This window comes from Bradyrhizobium sp. 930_D9_N1_4, assembly GCF_052076015.1.
In the GTDB taxonomy this organism is placed as follows: domain Bacteria; phylum Pseudomonadota; class Alphaproteobacteria; order Rhizobiales; family Xanthobacteraceae; genus Bradyrhizobium.
In genome coordinates, this window is sequence record NZ_CP197236.1 from 1284804 (window position 1) to 1299113 (window position 14310).

The following is a 14310-nucleotide window of genomic DNA, read 5'->3' on the forward strand; positions in this document are numbered from 1 at the left end:
TCTCAACCAGATCATGCCAAAGACCTCTCAAGCCGCGGGGCTTCACCGCGCATCACTTGCGAAGCTACACGATCTCGATGCGGCGCTGGAGCTGATGTATTACGGCTGGCGCGGGATGACGCTCGAGGCCGACGACTATCTCGCGAAGCAGGGCCTGTCGCGTTCGCACCATCGCATCCTCTATGTGGTGGCACGCCGGCCCGACATCGCGATCGGCGCGCTGATCGAGGTGCTCGGCATTTCCAAGCAGGCCCTGAATCGTCCGCTCGGTTTGCTGCTGGAGCGCAAGCTCCTGACCTCGAAGCGCGCACCCGAGCAGCATCGCTCCAAGCTGCTGCGCCTCACGGCTGCGGGGCAGAAGGTCGAGCAAACGGCTTCGGGGCACGAGCGCAAGGTGATGCGCGAGGCGTTCGATCGCGCAGGCGCCTCGGGTGCGGCGGCATGGATGGCCGTCATGGGGGCGATCGCCGACAACACCTGACGATTTCTAAAGTCAACATAGTTGACATGAAGAGCGAGCTTTGCCACTTTCCGGGCCTACGAGCCAGGGGAGGGCTCTGCCATGAGCGGACAGATAATGGATCGCGCAGCCGCCGAACGCTTTGTTACGTCCTGGTGCGCGAGCTGGTGCCGGGTCGACATCGACGCGGTCGTCGCGCATTTTGCCGACAATGCGCAGATGCGCAGTCCTTTGGCGCTGTCGCTGACCGGTTCTCCTGTCATCACCGGTGCCGCAAACATCCGCGCCTATTGGCAGAAGGCCTATGGCCACGTCGAAAGCGCAGACCTGAAGATACTCAGTTGGAGCTGGGACGAGGTGATCGCGCGACTGACGGTGTGGTGGCAACTCGGCGATGTCAGGGCCAGCGAGTTCATGGATTTCGACGATGCGGGCCGTGTGGTGCGCAGCGAAGCCTTCTACGGAAAATGATCATGCACCTTTCGGATTTCGTCCTGCTCCTCAACGCGCTCTGGTTCGGTGGCGCCTTCATCCAGTTCAGCATCGCCCAGGGCAACACGCTGAAGATCCTCTTGCCGCGCGAAGAGCGCAGCAATCCGATCGCGCCGACGCTGGCCGCCAGCGTGGCGTTTCTGGGTGGAATGAATCTGCCGATCGGGCTGTTGTCGTTCTATCTTCTGGCTGCGCGTCCGCTTTTCTTCCAGCCGGTCGAGGCGCAGCTCGCGCTGTTCCTGTTCTTTGCCGCCTGCCATTTCAGCCAGTTCGCCTACAATCTTCCGGTCCTGATGCGCGGAGGGCGCGTTGGGGTGGCTTACTGGCCCGTGCTGAAGGGACCGATGCTCAGAATCTTCATCATCGACGCGGCTCTGTTCGCGGCCAATCTTGGCGTGGCGCTCCGGCTCGCGTTGTCCTCCTGACGTTATTCCGACGGCGCCGACAATGCGGACCGCAGCATCGCAGCAAGATCCTGCCGCTTGAACGGCTTTGTCAGGATCGGGGCGTCGGCCCCGTCGGGGGTCTTGACGGGACTTTGGCTGTAGCCCGAGGTGAAGAGCACTTTAAGCCCAGGTCGTAGTTCGATCGCTTGTCTCGCGAGCTCCGGCCCGAACATGCCGCCGGGCATCACGACGTCGGTGAACAGCAGGTCGATGTCGCCGGACTGGCGCAATAGATCGAGCGCCGCGGGACCGTTCGACGCAACGGTGACGCGATAGCCGAGCGCCTTGAGCTCGTTCTCGACATAGGCCCGAACCATGTCGTCGTCCTCGACGACGAGGATGGTCTCGCTTCCCTCGCGCGCAACGATCCGTTTCACAGGCGACGGATGCTCGTTTGCCGGCGTGGCAAGGCGAGGAAAGAACAGCTTGACGACGCTGCCCTGTCCCGGTTCCGACTGCATCTGCACGAGGCCGCCCGATTGTCGCACGAACCCGTAGACCATGCTGAGACCAAGCCCGGTCCCCTTGCCGACCTCCTTGGTGGTGAAGAACGGTTCGAACGCCCGGCTCGCCACCTCGGCCGTCATGCCGCTGCCGGTGTCGGTCACGGCGACCAGGACGTAGTCACCCGGTCGCGGCTCGCCGTTGACGTCGAGGTCGGATTCGCCGAGCGAAATGTTGCGCGCCTCGATCGTCAGCTTGCCGCCGAGCGGCATCACGTCGCGCGCGTTGAGCACGAGATTGAGCAGCGCCGTTGCGAGCTGGCCCGGATCGATGCTGGTCAGCCACAAATCCGGTTCGAACGTGAAGGCGCACTCGATCTGCTCGCCCAGGGTCCGACGCAGCAATTGCTCCATCTCGCGAATCTTGCCGGCGATGTCGATGTCCCGCGGCCGGAGCGGCTGCTTGCGCGCGAAAGCCAGCAGGCTCCGCGTCAGGTCGGAGCCGCGCTCGGCCGCGGTCGCGATGTCGCCGGCGATCCGGTGCAATTCCTTGTTGCCCGCCAGGCGGTCGGCCAAATGCTCCGAATTGCCGAGGATGACGGTCAGGAGATTGTTGAAATCGTGGGCCACGCCGCCGGTGAGCTGGCCCATGGCTTCCATCTTCTGGGATTGGCTGAGCTTCTGGCTGAGGTCCGCGATGGCGGCGCGTTGCTGCTCGAGCGACCCCGCGGTGTCGTTGAGCAGGGTCATCAGCCCGCCCAGCTCGCCGCGCGGGTGGGGCGGCGGAATTCGCGCGCTGAGGTCGCCGCGTCCGAGCTTCTTTGCCATCGCGGCCAGCCGGCCGACCTGACGACCGACGCTCACGGTCGCAAGGATCCAGACGCCGGCGAGCAGCAGTAGCGAGGCCACGGCGAGAATCGCCATGTCCTCGTAGAGCCGGCGGTTCGCGGCTGCGACCAGCCCGTCCTTGGACCGTCCGACCAGGATATAGAGGCCGGCCTTGCGGATCGAGGGCGAGCGGGAAACGGCCCAGACCTGCGTGTGGCCCTCGCGGTCGGTGACCTCCCGAAACGGCTCGCGATCAGGCGCTGCAGCGAAGCGGAGCAGATCGGAGCCCGCGATCGAGGTGCCGACGGGCTCGCTCCAGCCGCCACCCTTGGGCGCGACCAGCACCGTGCCCTTGCTGTCGACAAACAGGATATCCTTCTCGGCGAGCAGTCGCTTGTCGTGAAAGTCTACGAATTTGTTCAGGTTGAAGGACGCGAGCAACACGAACTTCAGCGCGCCCGCATCCGATCGCACGGGATAGGCGATCTGGAGCACCGATAGTCCGGTCAGGCGGCCGAACACCGGCTCGACCGCGACGACGCCTTGCAAACCCTTGACCTGCTTGAAATAGCCGCGGTCATTCAGATCGAGGGTGCGGTTGGTCCGCAGCGAGTCGCAGAACAGGCTGCCGTTCGGATCAATGGTCAGGATTCCCGTGAACTGCGGGTATTCCTCGCGCACATCCGACAGGAACGCCGAGCATGCTGTCTTGTCGCGCGTGTCGAGGTCGCGGGCACGGGCGAGGCCATAGTGAAGCTGGGCGGTGCCCTGGATCTTCTCGTCGAGATCGCTCGCGATGTCGTCGGCGGACGCCGCCAGATTGGCCAGGGCGGCGTTGATCTCGCTGCTCCGGTTCTGCACGAAACGCAAGCCGACGAGGCACGCCGGCACCAGCATGGCCGCGATGACGAGTATCAGTAGCCGGGTACGCAGGCTCATCGGTCGGGTGGTCCACTCTGGTCATCGCGTGCGCTGCTTCGAAGGTACAATTTGCGGCACCACCCTCCGTACAGTCTATAGGCAACGTGCGGAAAAGGCCTCGATGGGGAAAGATTCTGAAGCCGTGTCTCGAACGAGCCTCCGAATGGGCTTGCTGACGAAACTCTGCCGGCTTCCTGCGATACCGTCACCCGCCATCAACGCGCGCGTGCGCGCAGGCCGCGGGGGCGCTAATATCAAGGCTGGTCCGCGCGCGACGAAATTCGCGCCGGCAGATCAGGAGGGAGCGGATGTCGATCTCGGGCAAAGTCGATCCGGTGGTTCGGCCCGTGGCGGCGACCGACATCGCCGAAGCGCTGGTCGAGGGTTTGCGCGATTTCCAGGCGCTGCCGCTCTACGGGCTGTGTTTCGGCGCGCTCTACGCCGGCGGCGGCATCGCCATCATGCTGTGTCTCACCGCCTTCGGCATGGTCTATCTGGTCTATCCCCTCGCAGCCGGCTTCGCGCTGCTCGGGCCGTTCGTGGCGATCGGCCTCTACGAAGTGAGCCGCCGCCGCGAGCGCGGCGAGGCCGTCTCGTTTGGCGCCATCTGGTCGGCGATACGCTCACGCAGCGAGATCGCCTGGATGGCGTTCGTCACGCTGTTCGTGTTCGTGATCTGGATGTATCAGGTGCGGCTGCTGATCGCGCTGCTGCTCGGCCTGCACGCCTCGTTCTCGAGCCTCCAGGAATTCATGACGGTGGTGCTGACGACCAATGAGGGCCTGCTGTTCCTCGGCATCGGCAACGCGGTCGGGGCTGCGCTGTCGCTGATTTTGTTTTCCCTGACCGTGGTGTCGTTTCCGTTGCTGCTCGACCGCGAGGTCGATTTCGTCACGGCCATGGTGACCAGCGTACGTGCGGTGGTGACCAGCCCGCTGCCGATGATCTCGTGGGCCGCGGTGATCGTGATGTTGCTGATCGTGTCGGCACTGCCGTATTTTCTCGGACTGGTCGTGACGCTGCCCGTGCTTGGGCACGCGACCTGGCATCTTTACCGGCGGCTGGTGGTGCCGGTGGCGTAAGAGGGGAGCCGGACGCAACGGCAGCGAACTATTCGCCCGTTGCGGGGCGTTCGCTATGCGCTTGCGGAATTTCGCCTCTCGCCTTGCCCTTGCTGATCTCGGTCAACGCGCAAATTCATCAGCGCTGAGCGCAGCGGAACTGTCTGTCATCAGGCAATTTCGTCGGTCCATACCTTGAAATTAAGCAGTTTATTCGGACCGAAGGTCTGGGTGATCGGGACGTCTGCGGCATCGCGTCCTTGCGCGATCAGCACGCGGCCGATCCGTGGCGTGTTGTTGCGCGGATCGAACATGTGCCAGCTTCCACCGACGAAGGCCTCGAACCAGGCGGCGAAATCTCCAGCAGGCCACGGCTGCGGTGTGCCGATGTCGCTGAGGTAGCCGGTGCAGTAACGCGCCGGGATGTTCATGCTGCGGCAGAACGCGATGGCGAGATGGGCATAGTCGCGGCACACGCCCTTGCCTTCGTCGTAGGCTTCCCGGGCTGTCTTGGTCGCACGCGCGTGCTCATGGCCGAACGTGATGTGGCGATGAACAAAATCGCAGATGGCCTGGACCCGCGCCCAGCCCGGCGGCGTCTGCTCGAACAACTTCCATGCGATATCCGACAGGCGATCGGTCTCGCAGTAGCGACTGCCGAGCAGATAGACGAGCGTGTCGGCCGGCAGCGCTTCGACGGCATGCTGAAACGCGTTCGGAAATATTGGGTCGGGCAGGCCGCTGTCGCGAACGACGCCATCGCCGGCAAGGCGGAAGGCGCCGGCTGGCGCCACGATGCGGCTGCACCAATTGCCGAAGAGGTCGCGATAGGGATTGATCGTCACCGAGGGGCTGGTGGTCAGCAGGTCGGGCACGAGGACGTCGGAGGCACGCGTGAAGTGCGTGCCCAACACCATGATCATGGGCGTCGGCTGCGGGAATTCGTATTGCATCTCGAACCCGACGCGGAGCTTCATACGAAAGACTTTCCCGTAGCTAAGCTCCCAACATGGCTACGAAGCGGTCGAACACAAGGCTTCGACGGCCTTATTCGATCGAGAGCGGCATCTGGCGCTTCAAAAGCGCGTGGCAGGTGAGAAAACGATAGCTAATTGCAGTGATTGCGCGCACGGTGCGCCAATGTCGGAAAGAGCGGTCGTGTCTGCGCACATGTGGCGCCACGACAATACGCGCGCGACGTGAATGGCTCATTTCTCGCACCGGCGGAGCCGAATCGTCGCGACCTCGCACCTGCGATCGTCGCGCATGTGATCAATTCCTGCGGGTAAATCGGACGCGGCAGGCCCATGCCGCGGATGCCCGAAAGATTCAACTGCGTTCCGATATGAGATCGAACGCCAACTGAAAGCACCTGATGCAAACTCTCTCCCCACGACATGTCAAGACAGATGAAGCACTCCGGCTCGGCGTGGAGTCAGGCTGGTACGCGATCAAGGTCAGCGGGACGTTCGTCTCGGGCCCGCACGATTCGGAAGGGGATTGCCGTCGCAAGATCGACGAGATTCAACCGCCGCCGCCGAAGAAGAAGCAATAAGGGCACAGATTCCGGCCGCTACGGCGTCTTGATCCCCATCGCCTTCAACGCCGCCAGCATCTGCGCTGGCGGCGCCATTTTGATCTGCGGCGCCTTGCCCGTCTCCAACAGGCTCTTCAGCCCCGACAGGATCGCGGGCCAGCCGGTGCGGCCGCCTTCGAGGATGTCGTCGCTGAGCGCGCGGTCGTGGCGCTCACTCATGGTGAGGCGGACGGCTTCGCCGGCTTGCTCGATCTCGTAGGTGACGAGCGTGGTGCCGAGCTTGGCGACCAGACCAGGCCAGTTGACGTTCCACGTCACCGTCAGCTTGTTCGGCGGATCGTATTCGAACACTTCGCCCGAGATGTGCTCGGCGCCGTCGGGCGTGCGCACGATGAATGCGCCGCCAAGTCGCGGCTGCATCTCCACCGCAAGGCCGAAGAAATATTGCCGGCTGAACTCGGCCGAGGTCAGCGCTTCCCACACCTTCGCCGGCGTGGAGGCGATGTAGATGGTGTAGACCGTCAGCGGCTTGAACTGATCGAGGTTCATTTTGCGTCGAATCCCTTGTTGAGCGCCGTGCGCGGAATGGCGAGCACCTGGCCTCTCTCCAGCAGGCTCTTGAGCCCGGACAGGATCGCCGGCCAGCCGTTGGAGACGGCGCCGAGATATTTGCCGCCCTCGACGAAGCCGTCATGCAGCACGGTCAAACGCACGAGCGAGCCGAACGGTTCGATGGTAAAGACGACGCGCGAGATCGGCTCGCCGCGCAGCTCTTCGAACTTGTGGTGCTTGAAGCTGTAGGACAGCCGCCGCGGCGGATCCGCCTCGAGGATCTCACCGGAATCGGTGATTTCGCCGTCCAGCGTGAGCGCGAAGGGGGAGCCGACCTTCCAGTCGGAGCGGACTTCGGCGCCGAACCAGTATTGCCTGGTGAATTCGCTCGACGTCAGCGCCTCCCACAGCTTTTCAGGCGTCGTCTCGATATAGCTCACATAGACGAATTGCGGCTTACTCATCACGCTTCTCCAACTGGCGTTTCAATTCGCTGAGTGCGGCGAGCTTGCCGCGCTCGAATTTCCTGATCCAGCGCTCGCCGATCTGATGGATCGGCACCGGATTCAGGTAATGCAGCTTCTCGCGGCCATGCCTGATGGTCGTGACCAGATTGGCCTCTTCGAGAATGACAAGATGTTTTGTGACCGCCTGGCGCGTCATCTCCAGGCCTTCGCAAAGTTCATTCAGCGTCTGGCCGTTTTTGGCGTGAAGCCTGTCCAGGAGCGACCGTCGTGACGCGTCGGCGAGCGCTTTGAAGACCTCATCCATGGTCGTGATATTAGGCAACCAAATAGTTGCATGTCAAGATGGTGTCTTTGGCGCCTGCAAATGGCCGTGCTAGCTTTGAGGCTCAGCCAACGCAGATTGGTTCCGGGAGGACTTTGATGTTCCGTTGCGTCCTGACTGCTGCCGGCCTTGTCCTTTTCGCCTGCAGCACCGCGGTCCACGCGCAGAAGCAGACCATCGGCGCGCCGCCGGAAGCTTCCAACATGAAGCTGGTCGGCACCAACGATCTCCAGGCGCGCAGTGCGTATCAACCGACCATCCATCACCAGGGCGATCGCTGGATCGCCTATATCGGTCATCACGGCGGCACCGACGATGTGCCTGCGCCCGTCAACCCGATGACGGGGCAGGCCGAGCCGAACGGGACCTCGATCGTCGACGTCACCGATCCCGCGCGTCCAAAGTATCTGCGGCATTTGCCGGGACAGGAAGGCAAGTACGAAGGCGGCGGCGCGCAGATGGTGCGGGTCTGCGACGGCAAGTCCCTGCCGAAGGGCGATCCCAACGCGGTCTACATGCTGCGCACCTTCGGCAGCGAGGCGCATGAGATCTGGAACGTCGCCGATCCCGCAAACCCCGTGCTCATCACGCGGATCGGCGGCCTGAAGGACACGCACAAGAGCTGGTGGGAATGCGACACCGGTATCGCTTTTCTCGTCTCGGGCGCGCCGGACTGGCGCACGCGGCGCATGACGCAGGTCTATGATCTCTCCGATCCCGCACGTCCGCAAAAAATCCGTGATTTCGGTCTGCCCGGGCAGGAGCCCGGCTCGACCGGCGCGGTGCCGACCGAGCTGCACGGGCCGATCTCGACCGGGCCGAACGGCAACCGCGTCTATTTCGGCTACGGCACCAACAAGGGCGGCATCCTGCAGATCGTCGATCGTGAGAAGCTTCTGGAGGGGCCGAAGGAGCCGACTCCGGACAATCTGCGGTATCCCGAGATTGCGCGGATGCCGATGTCCGCCTTCAATGGCGCGCACACGACGTTTCCGATGCTCGACATGCCCGTCGCCGAATTTGCCGAGGACAAGGACGGCAAGACGCGCGACATCGTCATGATCGTGGATGAGGCGATCCTCAACGAATGCGGCGAGGCGCGGCAGATGGTATGGTTCGCCGACGTCACCACCGAGACGCGACCGATGATGATCTCGAGCTACACCGTGCCGGAGGCGAGCGGGCAGTTCTGTCAGCGAGGCGGCCGCTTCGGCTCGCACTCCTCGAACGAGAGCATGGCGCCGGTCTATTACAAGAAGCTTGCCTTCATCGCCTTCTTCAATGCCGGCGTCCGTGTGCTCGACATCCGCGATCCCTATCATCCGAAGGAGGTCGGCTATTTCATTCCGTCGATCACGCAGGCCACCGACCAGCGCTGCATTCCCGTTGACGGCGGCGAGCGCTGCAAGGTCGCGATCCAGACCAACAATGTCGAGACCGATGACCGCGGCTACATCTACATCGTGGATCGCGCCAACACCGGCCTGCACATCCTCGAACTGACCGGACCGGCGCGTGCCGCAGCCGGTCTGCCGAGGAACTGAGGATGCGGCGCGGGGCGGCGATTGCGGCTGTGGTGATCGCGCTCGGTGTGTCCGGCGTCGGTGCCTATCAGCTTGCGACGCCGCCGGCGGAAGAGGCGGCGCACTGGCGCGAGATCGCCTGGCCGTTTCCCCGCGACGGCTGGCCCTCCGGGCGTGCATTTCGTTGCGCCGGTCCGTGCGCCGGCACCGAGCTCTACGTCCGCGCCAAGCGCGGCTTCTGTAACTGCGACCGCGGCGTTGCCGATGACGACGAGGTCGATCGTGTTGCCGATATCGATCTGATCAGCCCGCGCTTTGCCGCCGTCGCGCGGGGTGAGGAGGTCGGTCTCGGCGAGATGCGCGGGCGTGCGAGGCAGTATGATCTCGATATGCCCGATGGCGCCCGCCACACTGCGATCGGAGTCGCGGTCTCGCGACGCTGCGATCTCTTCGTTGCGGCTGTGCGGGGGCGAGGGGAAGCGGGCGCAATGCAGCGTGCCGCGCTCGTGTTCCTGGAGACGCAGGAGATGAAGACATGGGGGCTCGCCGCGCTGGACGGAAAGTGAGTGCCATGCATTAATGCGCCCAAACCGCCCCGAGCCGAGTCTTTCCCATGATGTCCATGCAAGCCTATCTCGCCTTCGTCGCCGCCTGCATTGCGCTGGCGCTGCTGCCGGGCCCGATCGTCACCCTCGTCATCGCCAACGGCCTGCGCTACGGCACACGCGCGGCGCTGACCAACATTCTCGGCGTGCAGTTGGGGCTGTTGATCGTGATTGGCATCCTCGCGGTCGGCCTTACCACGCTGATGGCGACGATGGGCTATTGGTTCAACTGGGTACGCTTCGCGGGCGCGGCCTATCTGGTGTGGCTTGGCATCAAGCTGATCCGCTCTCCGGTCGAGGGCGTCGACGCGGATTCGCCGCCGCCTCCCCCTCGCGGTGGCTTTCTTCTGCAGGGCTTTGTCGTGGCGTTGTCCAATCCGAAGCTGCTGGTGTTCTTCGGCGCGTTCATTCCGCAATTCATGGACATGAGCAAGGATCACCTGTCGCAGGTCCTGGTGCTCGGATTGACCTTCATGGTGCTTGCCGGCCTGACGGACGGAATCTACGCGCTGCTTGCCGGTCAAGTCCGCGGCTTTTTCTCGGCGCGCCGCACCCGCATGGTGTCGCGCGTGTCCGGCGGCTTCATGATCGGCGGCGGCATCTGGCTGGCGCTCATCCGGGCAAAATAACCTTCCCCGAAGCCGGTTCGCGCTTGAACCCTTCGCGGCGGCGATGCGTCCAATCGTGCATTGTGCCGCTGGCGAAGGAATGTGGCCGTGCCCGATCTGCCCTGGTTCGTCTATGCGATGCTGCTCGCACCGCTCGGACTGCTGCTGGTCGCCGCGATCGTCAAGACCTGGCAGGTGCGCGAGGCGCGAAACTGGCCGCAGACATCGGGGAAGGTCGTCCGCTCGATCGCGGAGGTGCGCGAGGTCAGGGTCTCCGACTCCGATCGCGAGGAGGGCTATCGCCTCGAGAGCCGCAATTTCGCGAACGTAACCTACGAATATGCGTTCGGCGGCCGTAAAATGCGCTGCAACCGCATCTCGATCGGCGAGGACCTCGGCAATTTCAAGGTCGCCGAGAAGCTGGCAAAATATCCCGCCGGCAGCACCGTTACCGTCTATTACAATCCGCGTCATCCCGATCAGGCCGTGCTGGAGCGCGATCTGCCCAAGGGCCTGTGGGGCTGTCTCGGCATCGGCACGTTGATCGTGCTGGTCATCGTGTTCGGTTCGGCGTTCGGTCTCAACCAGAGCTATGCCTATCTCGCGCATCATATCGGCCGGCCCGATCTCGCTGGCCTCGTCGTCGGTTTCGGTGGCTTCGGCCTCGTCATCGCGCTGATGGGGTGGGCGGTGCGACGGCAGGCCTCGATGGCGACGCGCTGGCCGGTGGTGCCGGGCACGATCAGGCTATCGGGGATCGAGGAATATCACCAAGCCAGCGAGCCCGGCGAAAGCCGCGGCACCGAGATGTTCGGCAAGCGGGTGACCTACACCTACAATTATCAGAACGTCAGCTACACCAACGAATGCGCGCGCGTCGCGACCGGCACGCCGTCGGGCTCAGACGAGATGCTGCGCAAGCTGATGTCACGCTATCAGGACGGCGCCACCGTGGAGGTGCGGGTCAATCCGGATAATCCAGCCGAGGCAACGCTCGACGCAAGCGGCGCGGGCCGCATCGCCTATCTGCTGTGGGGCATCGCCGCGATCTTCGCCGCGCTCGCGCTGTTCGTCGCGACGCGCGGCGGTTAGTCGGCCAGCCGTTCCCGACGCAACTCCACCCCGATCTCCACAAAGATCCTTCCCAGCCGTTCGGCCCATTGCTGCTGGCCGGACTGGTCGGCGATCAGGTCCTGCCGGATCTCGATGCCGGTGTTGACGAGGCCGCGCGCTTCGCCGTGGACGGGGATGGTGTAGTCGCTGAGGTCGCTCACCGCATAGGGCTCGTTGTCGCCGACGACGAGATCGCCTTCGGCGCGCAGATGCTTGAGCAGCAGCTTTGGCAGCACGGTGTCGCGATTGTAGAGCGCGCCGATGTGCCAGGGCCGCGCAACGCCGGCATAGACGGGCGTGAAGCTGTGCAAGGACACCAGCACCGTCGGCCGCTTCTCATGCAGGCGGCGGTCGATCGCGGCATCGATGCGGTGATGATAGGGCTCGAAGATCTCGCGCCGCCGTGCCGCGCGCTCGCCCTCGGAAATTCTCTCGTTGCGCGGGATCGTGGTGGCTTCGGAAATCACGGGGATGGAACTTGCGACGCCGGGTGAGCGGTTGCAGTCGATCACGAGCCGTGAGTAGCGCTGCGCGATCAGATGGGCGTCGAGCATCTTGGCCAGCCGATCGGCAACGCCGGCGATGCCGATGTCCCAGGCGATGTGCCGCGTCAGCTCGCTCTCGGCAACGCCGAGATCGCCGAGCGCGCGGGGCATAATGCGGCCGTAATGGTCCGATGTGAGCAGGAAGGGTGATGTCCCTGCTGCATTGACCTCATGCACTGGCGGAATATCGCCCTCGCCGAGCAGTTGATCCGTCGCCTCGGCTGTGTTGAAAGCCATCCTGATTGCCTATGGAAAAAGCAGTCGCCCCGGAAATTGGGCAAAGAATCGCTATAAAAGGGCCTGCCCAAAATCACCATGATCTCCCGACGATGCCGCTGCTGACGATTCATCACAAGACCGAATATCGCTACAACCGTCCCGTGGCGTTCGGTGAGCACAGGTTCATGCTGCGGCCGAGCGACGGCCACGATCTGCGCGTGCTCGACAGTCAGCTCAAGATCTCGCCCGAGCCGAGATCGCTGCGCTGGATCCACGACGTATTCGGCAATTCGGTCGCGATCGCCGATTTCGACGAGCGCGCGGACAGGCTGACCTTCGACTGGCACGTCACCGTCGCGCACGACCCGGTCGAGGAGTTCGCGCTGACGCCGGATGATCCCGCTTACTTCTATCCGTTCGTCTATGACAACGCGGAATTGCCCGATCTCGTCCAATATATGACACCGCAATATCCCGATCCCGTCGGCAAGATCGGCGAGTGGGCGCGCGGCTTTCTCGACGCTGATGCGCCGTCGCCGACCTTCGAGATCCTGAGCCGCATTACGCACGCCATCCGCGAGCAGTTCGAATACCGCAGGCGGCACGCGCCCGGCACGCAGCCGCCGTTCGATACCCTGGAGCTGGGCACCGGCACCTGCCGCGACTACGCGCTGTTCATGATCGAGGCATTGCGCCGTCTCGGCTTCGCCGCGCGCTTCGTGTCCGGCTACATCTTCGTGCCGGACGACATCGCGCAGCACCATGTCGGCGGCGGCGCGACGCATGCATGGGTGCAGGTCTATCTGCCGAGCGCGGGCTGGATCGAGTTCGATCCGACCAACGGCATCGTCGGCACGCGCGATCTCATCCGCGTCGCTGTCGCGCGCGACCCGCGCCAGGCGATCCCGCTTCACGGCATCTATATCGGCACCCAGGACGCCTTCGATGTCATGGAGGTGAGCATCAGGGTGGTCTCGGACGAGCAGCGCAGCAGCCGGGAGCTGGAAGCGGCGGTTTTGTAAGCCGGCTGCGATTTGCGCGCCGCGGATTGACGGCTATAGAGGGCCATGAGCTCCGATCGTCTTTTCGTTTACGGCACCCTGATGCGCGGCTTCGACCATCCGATGGCGCGGCTGCTGGCGGGCCACGCGGATTTTTTGGGTGAGGCCACCTGCCGGGGCCGGCTCGTCCTCGTGAAGCATTATCCGGGATTGCTGGTGTCGGAGATGGCCTCCGACATCGTGCATGGCGAACTCTTTCAGATGCGCGTGCCTGGCGAACTGCTGGGCGAGCTCGACATGTACGAGGCCTGCGGCGAAGGCTTTCCGGAGCCGACCGAATATTTGCGTCAGTTGGTCGACGTGACGCTCCCGGATGGCGCGACGGAGAAGGCCTGGACTTACGTCTACAACTGGCCAGTCACGGACCTGCCGCGGATCGAGTCGGGACGCTTCCTCGAGCACTAGAGCATGATCCGGGAAAGTGTGTAGCGGGTTTTCCGAAAGATCATGCGCCAATAACAAACCTAAAGCGCGATCTCATCGCGCTTTAAGCCGACAACACTTCCTTCACGACCCGCACATCCACCTCGTGCTCGACATAAGTCCATTCCTCGGTTCGCCTGAGCATCCCGACCAGCTCCTCGAACAGCGAGGCATGCGCGGGCGCGAATTCGAACCAGGTCAGGAAGTCGAAGGGGCCGCCGAGGTCGCGGCAGTGGTAGAGCTGGCGCGCGATCGCGGGCAGGAAACGCAGACTGCTGGCGATGTGGTGAGACTTGTCCTCGAAGATCTTGCGCCGCTCTTCCTGCGTCAGGTCCCACCAGGCCTGCGACTTGCGGATGGGGATCAGGGCCGCGCTCGTTGCCTCCAGCCGGCCGAGCCCGGCCTGCACGGCGACGAGCTGTTGCTTCTCGGCGCGCTCGGTGTAGCGCAAGCTGCTGGGGACGCCGACCAGCCGCCATGCATTCCGCGAGGGCACCAGCGGCAATGAAATGGCCTCGCTGTCGGTCACCGACAGCGCCGGCATGAAGGCGAGGGGCTCACCCGTCACGGGCGAAATCGAGGTGACGCGCCAACCCCCGCTCGGGCCGCCCCGAAAGGTCCTGAACATGGCCTATGGAAGCGTGGAACCGGGCGAGGTTCAAGCTTTTCCCGTCATGCGGGGAA

General features: G+C 63.8%; 17 protein-coding genes. 10 read left to right on the forward strand and 7 right to left on the reverse strand.

Annotated elements, in window-relative coordinates; all coding sequences use genetic code 11:
* The first annotated feature begins 13 nt into the window (after positions 1 to 13).
* The 3 genes from AB7532_RS05970 (at position 14) to AB7532_RS05980 (ending at position 1377) form a co-directional block, all read left to right on the forward strand.
* Complete coding sequence (locus tag AB7532_RS05970; protein ID WP_441233888.1) at positions 14 to 481, forward strand: MarR family transcriptional regulator; 468 nt, start codon at positions 14 to 16, stop codon at positions 479 to 481.
* An 81-nt stretch (positions 482 to 562) separates the two neighbouring features.
* On the forward strand, positions 563 to 931 hold the full coding sequence (locus tag AB7532_RS05975; RefSeq protein ID WP_441233889.1) for a YybH family protein: 369 nt from the start codon (positions 563 to 565) through the stop codon (positions 929 to 931).
* A gap of 2 nt (positions 932 to 933) precedes the next feature.
* Positions 934 to 1377 carry a hypothetical protein gene (locus AB7532_RS05980; protein WP_441233890.1) on the forward strand — a complete coding sequence of 148 codons (444 nt, stop codon included), beginning with the start codon at positions 934 to 936 and terminating at the stop codon, positions 1375 to 1377.
* 2 nt (positions 1378 to 1379) lie between these two features.
* Here AB7532_RS05980 and AB7532_RS05985 read toward each other — a convergent pair whose 3' ends face one another.
* A complete protein-coding gene (locus AB7532_RS05985) occupies positions 1380 to 3608 on the reverse strand; it encodes an ATP-binding protein (protein ID WP_441233891.1) in 2229 nt (742 codons plus the stop codon).
* Between the two features lie 290 nt (positions 3609 to 3898).
* Here AB7532_RS05985 and AB7532_RS05990 point away from each other — a divergent pair, with 290 nt between their 5' ends.
* Complete coding sequence (locus tag AB7532_RS05990; protein WP_441233892.1) at positions 3899 to 4672, forward strand: DUF2189 domain-containing protein; 774 nt, start codon at positions 3899 to 3901, stop codon at positions 4670 to 4672.
* Between the two features lie 149 nt (positions 4673 to 4821).
* On the opposite strand, the gene AB7532_RS05995 is transcribed toward AB7532_RS05990, so the two are convergent.
* From AB7532_RS05995 to AB7532_RS06010, 4 genes are all read right to left on the reverse strand, one after another.
* Positions 4822 to 5628, reverse strand: coding sequence for a transglutaminase-like domain-containing protein (locus tag AB7532_RS05995; protein ID WP_441233893.1), 807 nt, complete (start codon positions 5626 to 5628; stop codon positions 4822 to 4824).
* Positions 5629 to 6224: 596 nt separating this feature from the next.
* On the reverse strand, positions 6225 to 6737 hold the full coding sequence (locus tag AB7532_RS06000) for an SRPBCC family protein (protein WP_441233894.1): 513 nt from the start codon (positions 6735 to 6737) through the stop codon (positions 6225 to 6227).
* Positions 6734 to 7204 (reverse strand): SRPBCC family protein, encoded by a 471-nt coding sequence (locus tag AB7532_RS06005; RefSeq protein ID WP_441233895.1) that lies wholly within the window; start codon positions 7202 to 7204, stop codon positions 6734 to 6736. Before AB7532_RS06005 ends, AB7532_RS06000 begins: the two co-directional genes overlap by 4 nt.
* Entirely contained in the window at positions 7197 to 7511 is a 315-nt protein-coding gene (locus tag AB7532_RS06010; protein WP_212446487.1) for an ArsR/SmtB family transcription factor, read from the reverse strand. Before AB7532_RS06010 ends, AB7532_RS06005 begins: the two co-directional genes overlap by 8 nt.
* Positions 7512 to 7627: 116 nt before the next feature.
* Here AB7532_RS06010 and AB7532_RS06015 point away from each other — a divergent pair, with 116 nt between their 5' ends.
* From AB7532_RS06015 to AB7532_RS06030, 4 genes are all read left to right on the forward strand, one after another.
* The gene (locus AB7532_RS06015; RefSeq protein ID WP_441233896.1) at positions 7628 to 9073 is read left to right on the forward strand and encodes an LVIVD repeat-containing protein; all 1446 of its coding nucleotides are present in this window, start codon (positions 7628 to 7630) and stop codon (positions 9071 to 9073) included.
* A gap of 2 nt (positions 9074 to 9075) precedes the next feature.
* Positions 9076 to 9618, forward strand: a complete 543-nt coding sequence (locus AB7532_RS06020; protein WP_441233897.1) for a hypothetical protein — start codon at positions 9076 to 9078, stop codon at positions 9616 to 9618.
* Between the two features lie 50 nt (positions 9619 to 9668).
* On the forward strand, positions 9669 to 10286 hold the full coding sequence (locus AB7532_RS06025) for a LysE family translocator (protein WP_441239195.1): 618 nt from the start codon (positions 9669 to 9671) through the stop codon (positions 10284 to 10286).
* A gap of 87 nt (positions 10287 to 10373) precedes the next feature.
* Entirely contained in the window at positions 10374 to 11357 is a 984-nt protein-coding gene (locus AB7532_RS06030) for a DUF3592 domain-containing protein (RefSeq protein ID WP_441233898.1), read from the forward strand.
* On the opposite strand, the gene AB7532_RS06035 is transcribed toward AB7532_RS06030, so the two are convergent.
* Positions 11354 to 12160, reverse strand: a complete 807-nt coding sequence (locus tag AB7532_RS06035) for an N-formylglutamate amidohydrolase (protein ID WP_441233899.1) — start codon at positions 12158 to 12160, stop codon at positions 11354 to 11356. The genes AB7532_RS06030 and AB7532_RS06035 overlap by 4 nt on opposite strands.
* A gap of 92 nt (positions 12161 to 12252) precedes the next feature.
* Between AB7532_RS06035 and AB7532_RS06040 the strand changes: the two genes are divergently transcribed.
* Positions 12253 to 13164 (forward strand): transglutaminase family protein, encoded by a 912-nt coding sequence (locus tag AB7532_RS06040; RefSeq protein ID WP_441233900.1) that lies wholly within the window; start codon positions 12253 to 12255, stop codon positions 13162 to 13164.
* A 45-nt stretch (positions 13165 to 13209) separates the two neighbouring features.
* Positions 13210 to 13608: a gamma-glutamylcyclotransferase family protein gene (locus AB7532_RS06045; RefSeq protein ID WP_441233901.1), complete on the forward strand. Its 399-nt coding sequence runs from the start codon at positions 13210 to 13212 to the stop codon at positions 13606 to 13608.
* A gap of 82 nt (positions 13609 to 13690) precedes the next feature.
* Here AB7532_RS06045 and AB7532_RS06050 read toward each other — a convergent pair whose 3' ends face one another.
* Complete coding sequence (locus tag AB7532_RS06050) at positions 13691 to 14254, reverse strand: chlorite dismutase family protein (protein WP_441233902.1); 564 nt, start codon at positions 14252 to 14254, stop codon at positions 13691 to 13693.
* Between the last annotated feature and the right edge of the window lie 56 nt (positions 14255 to 14310).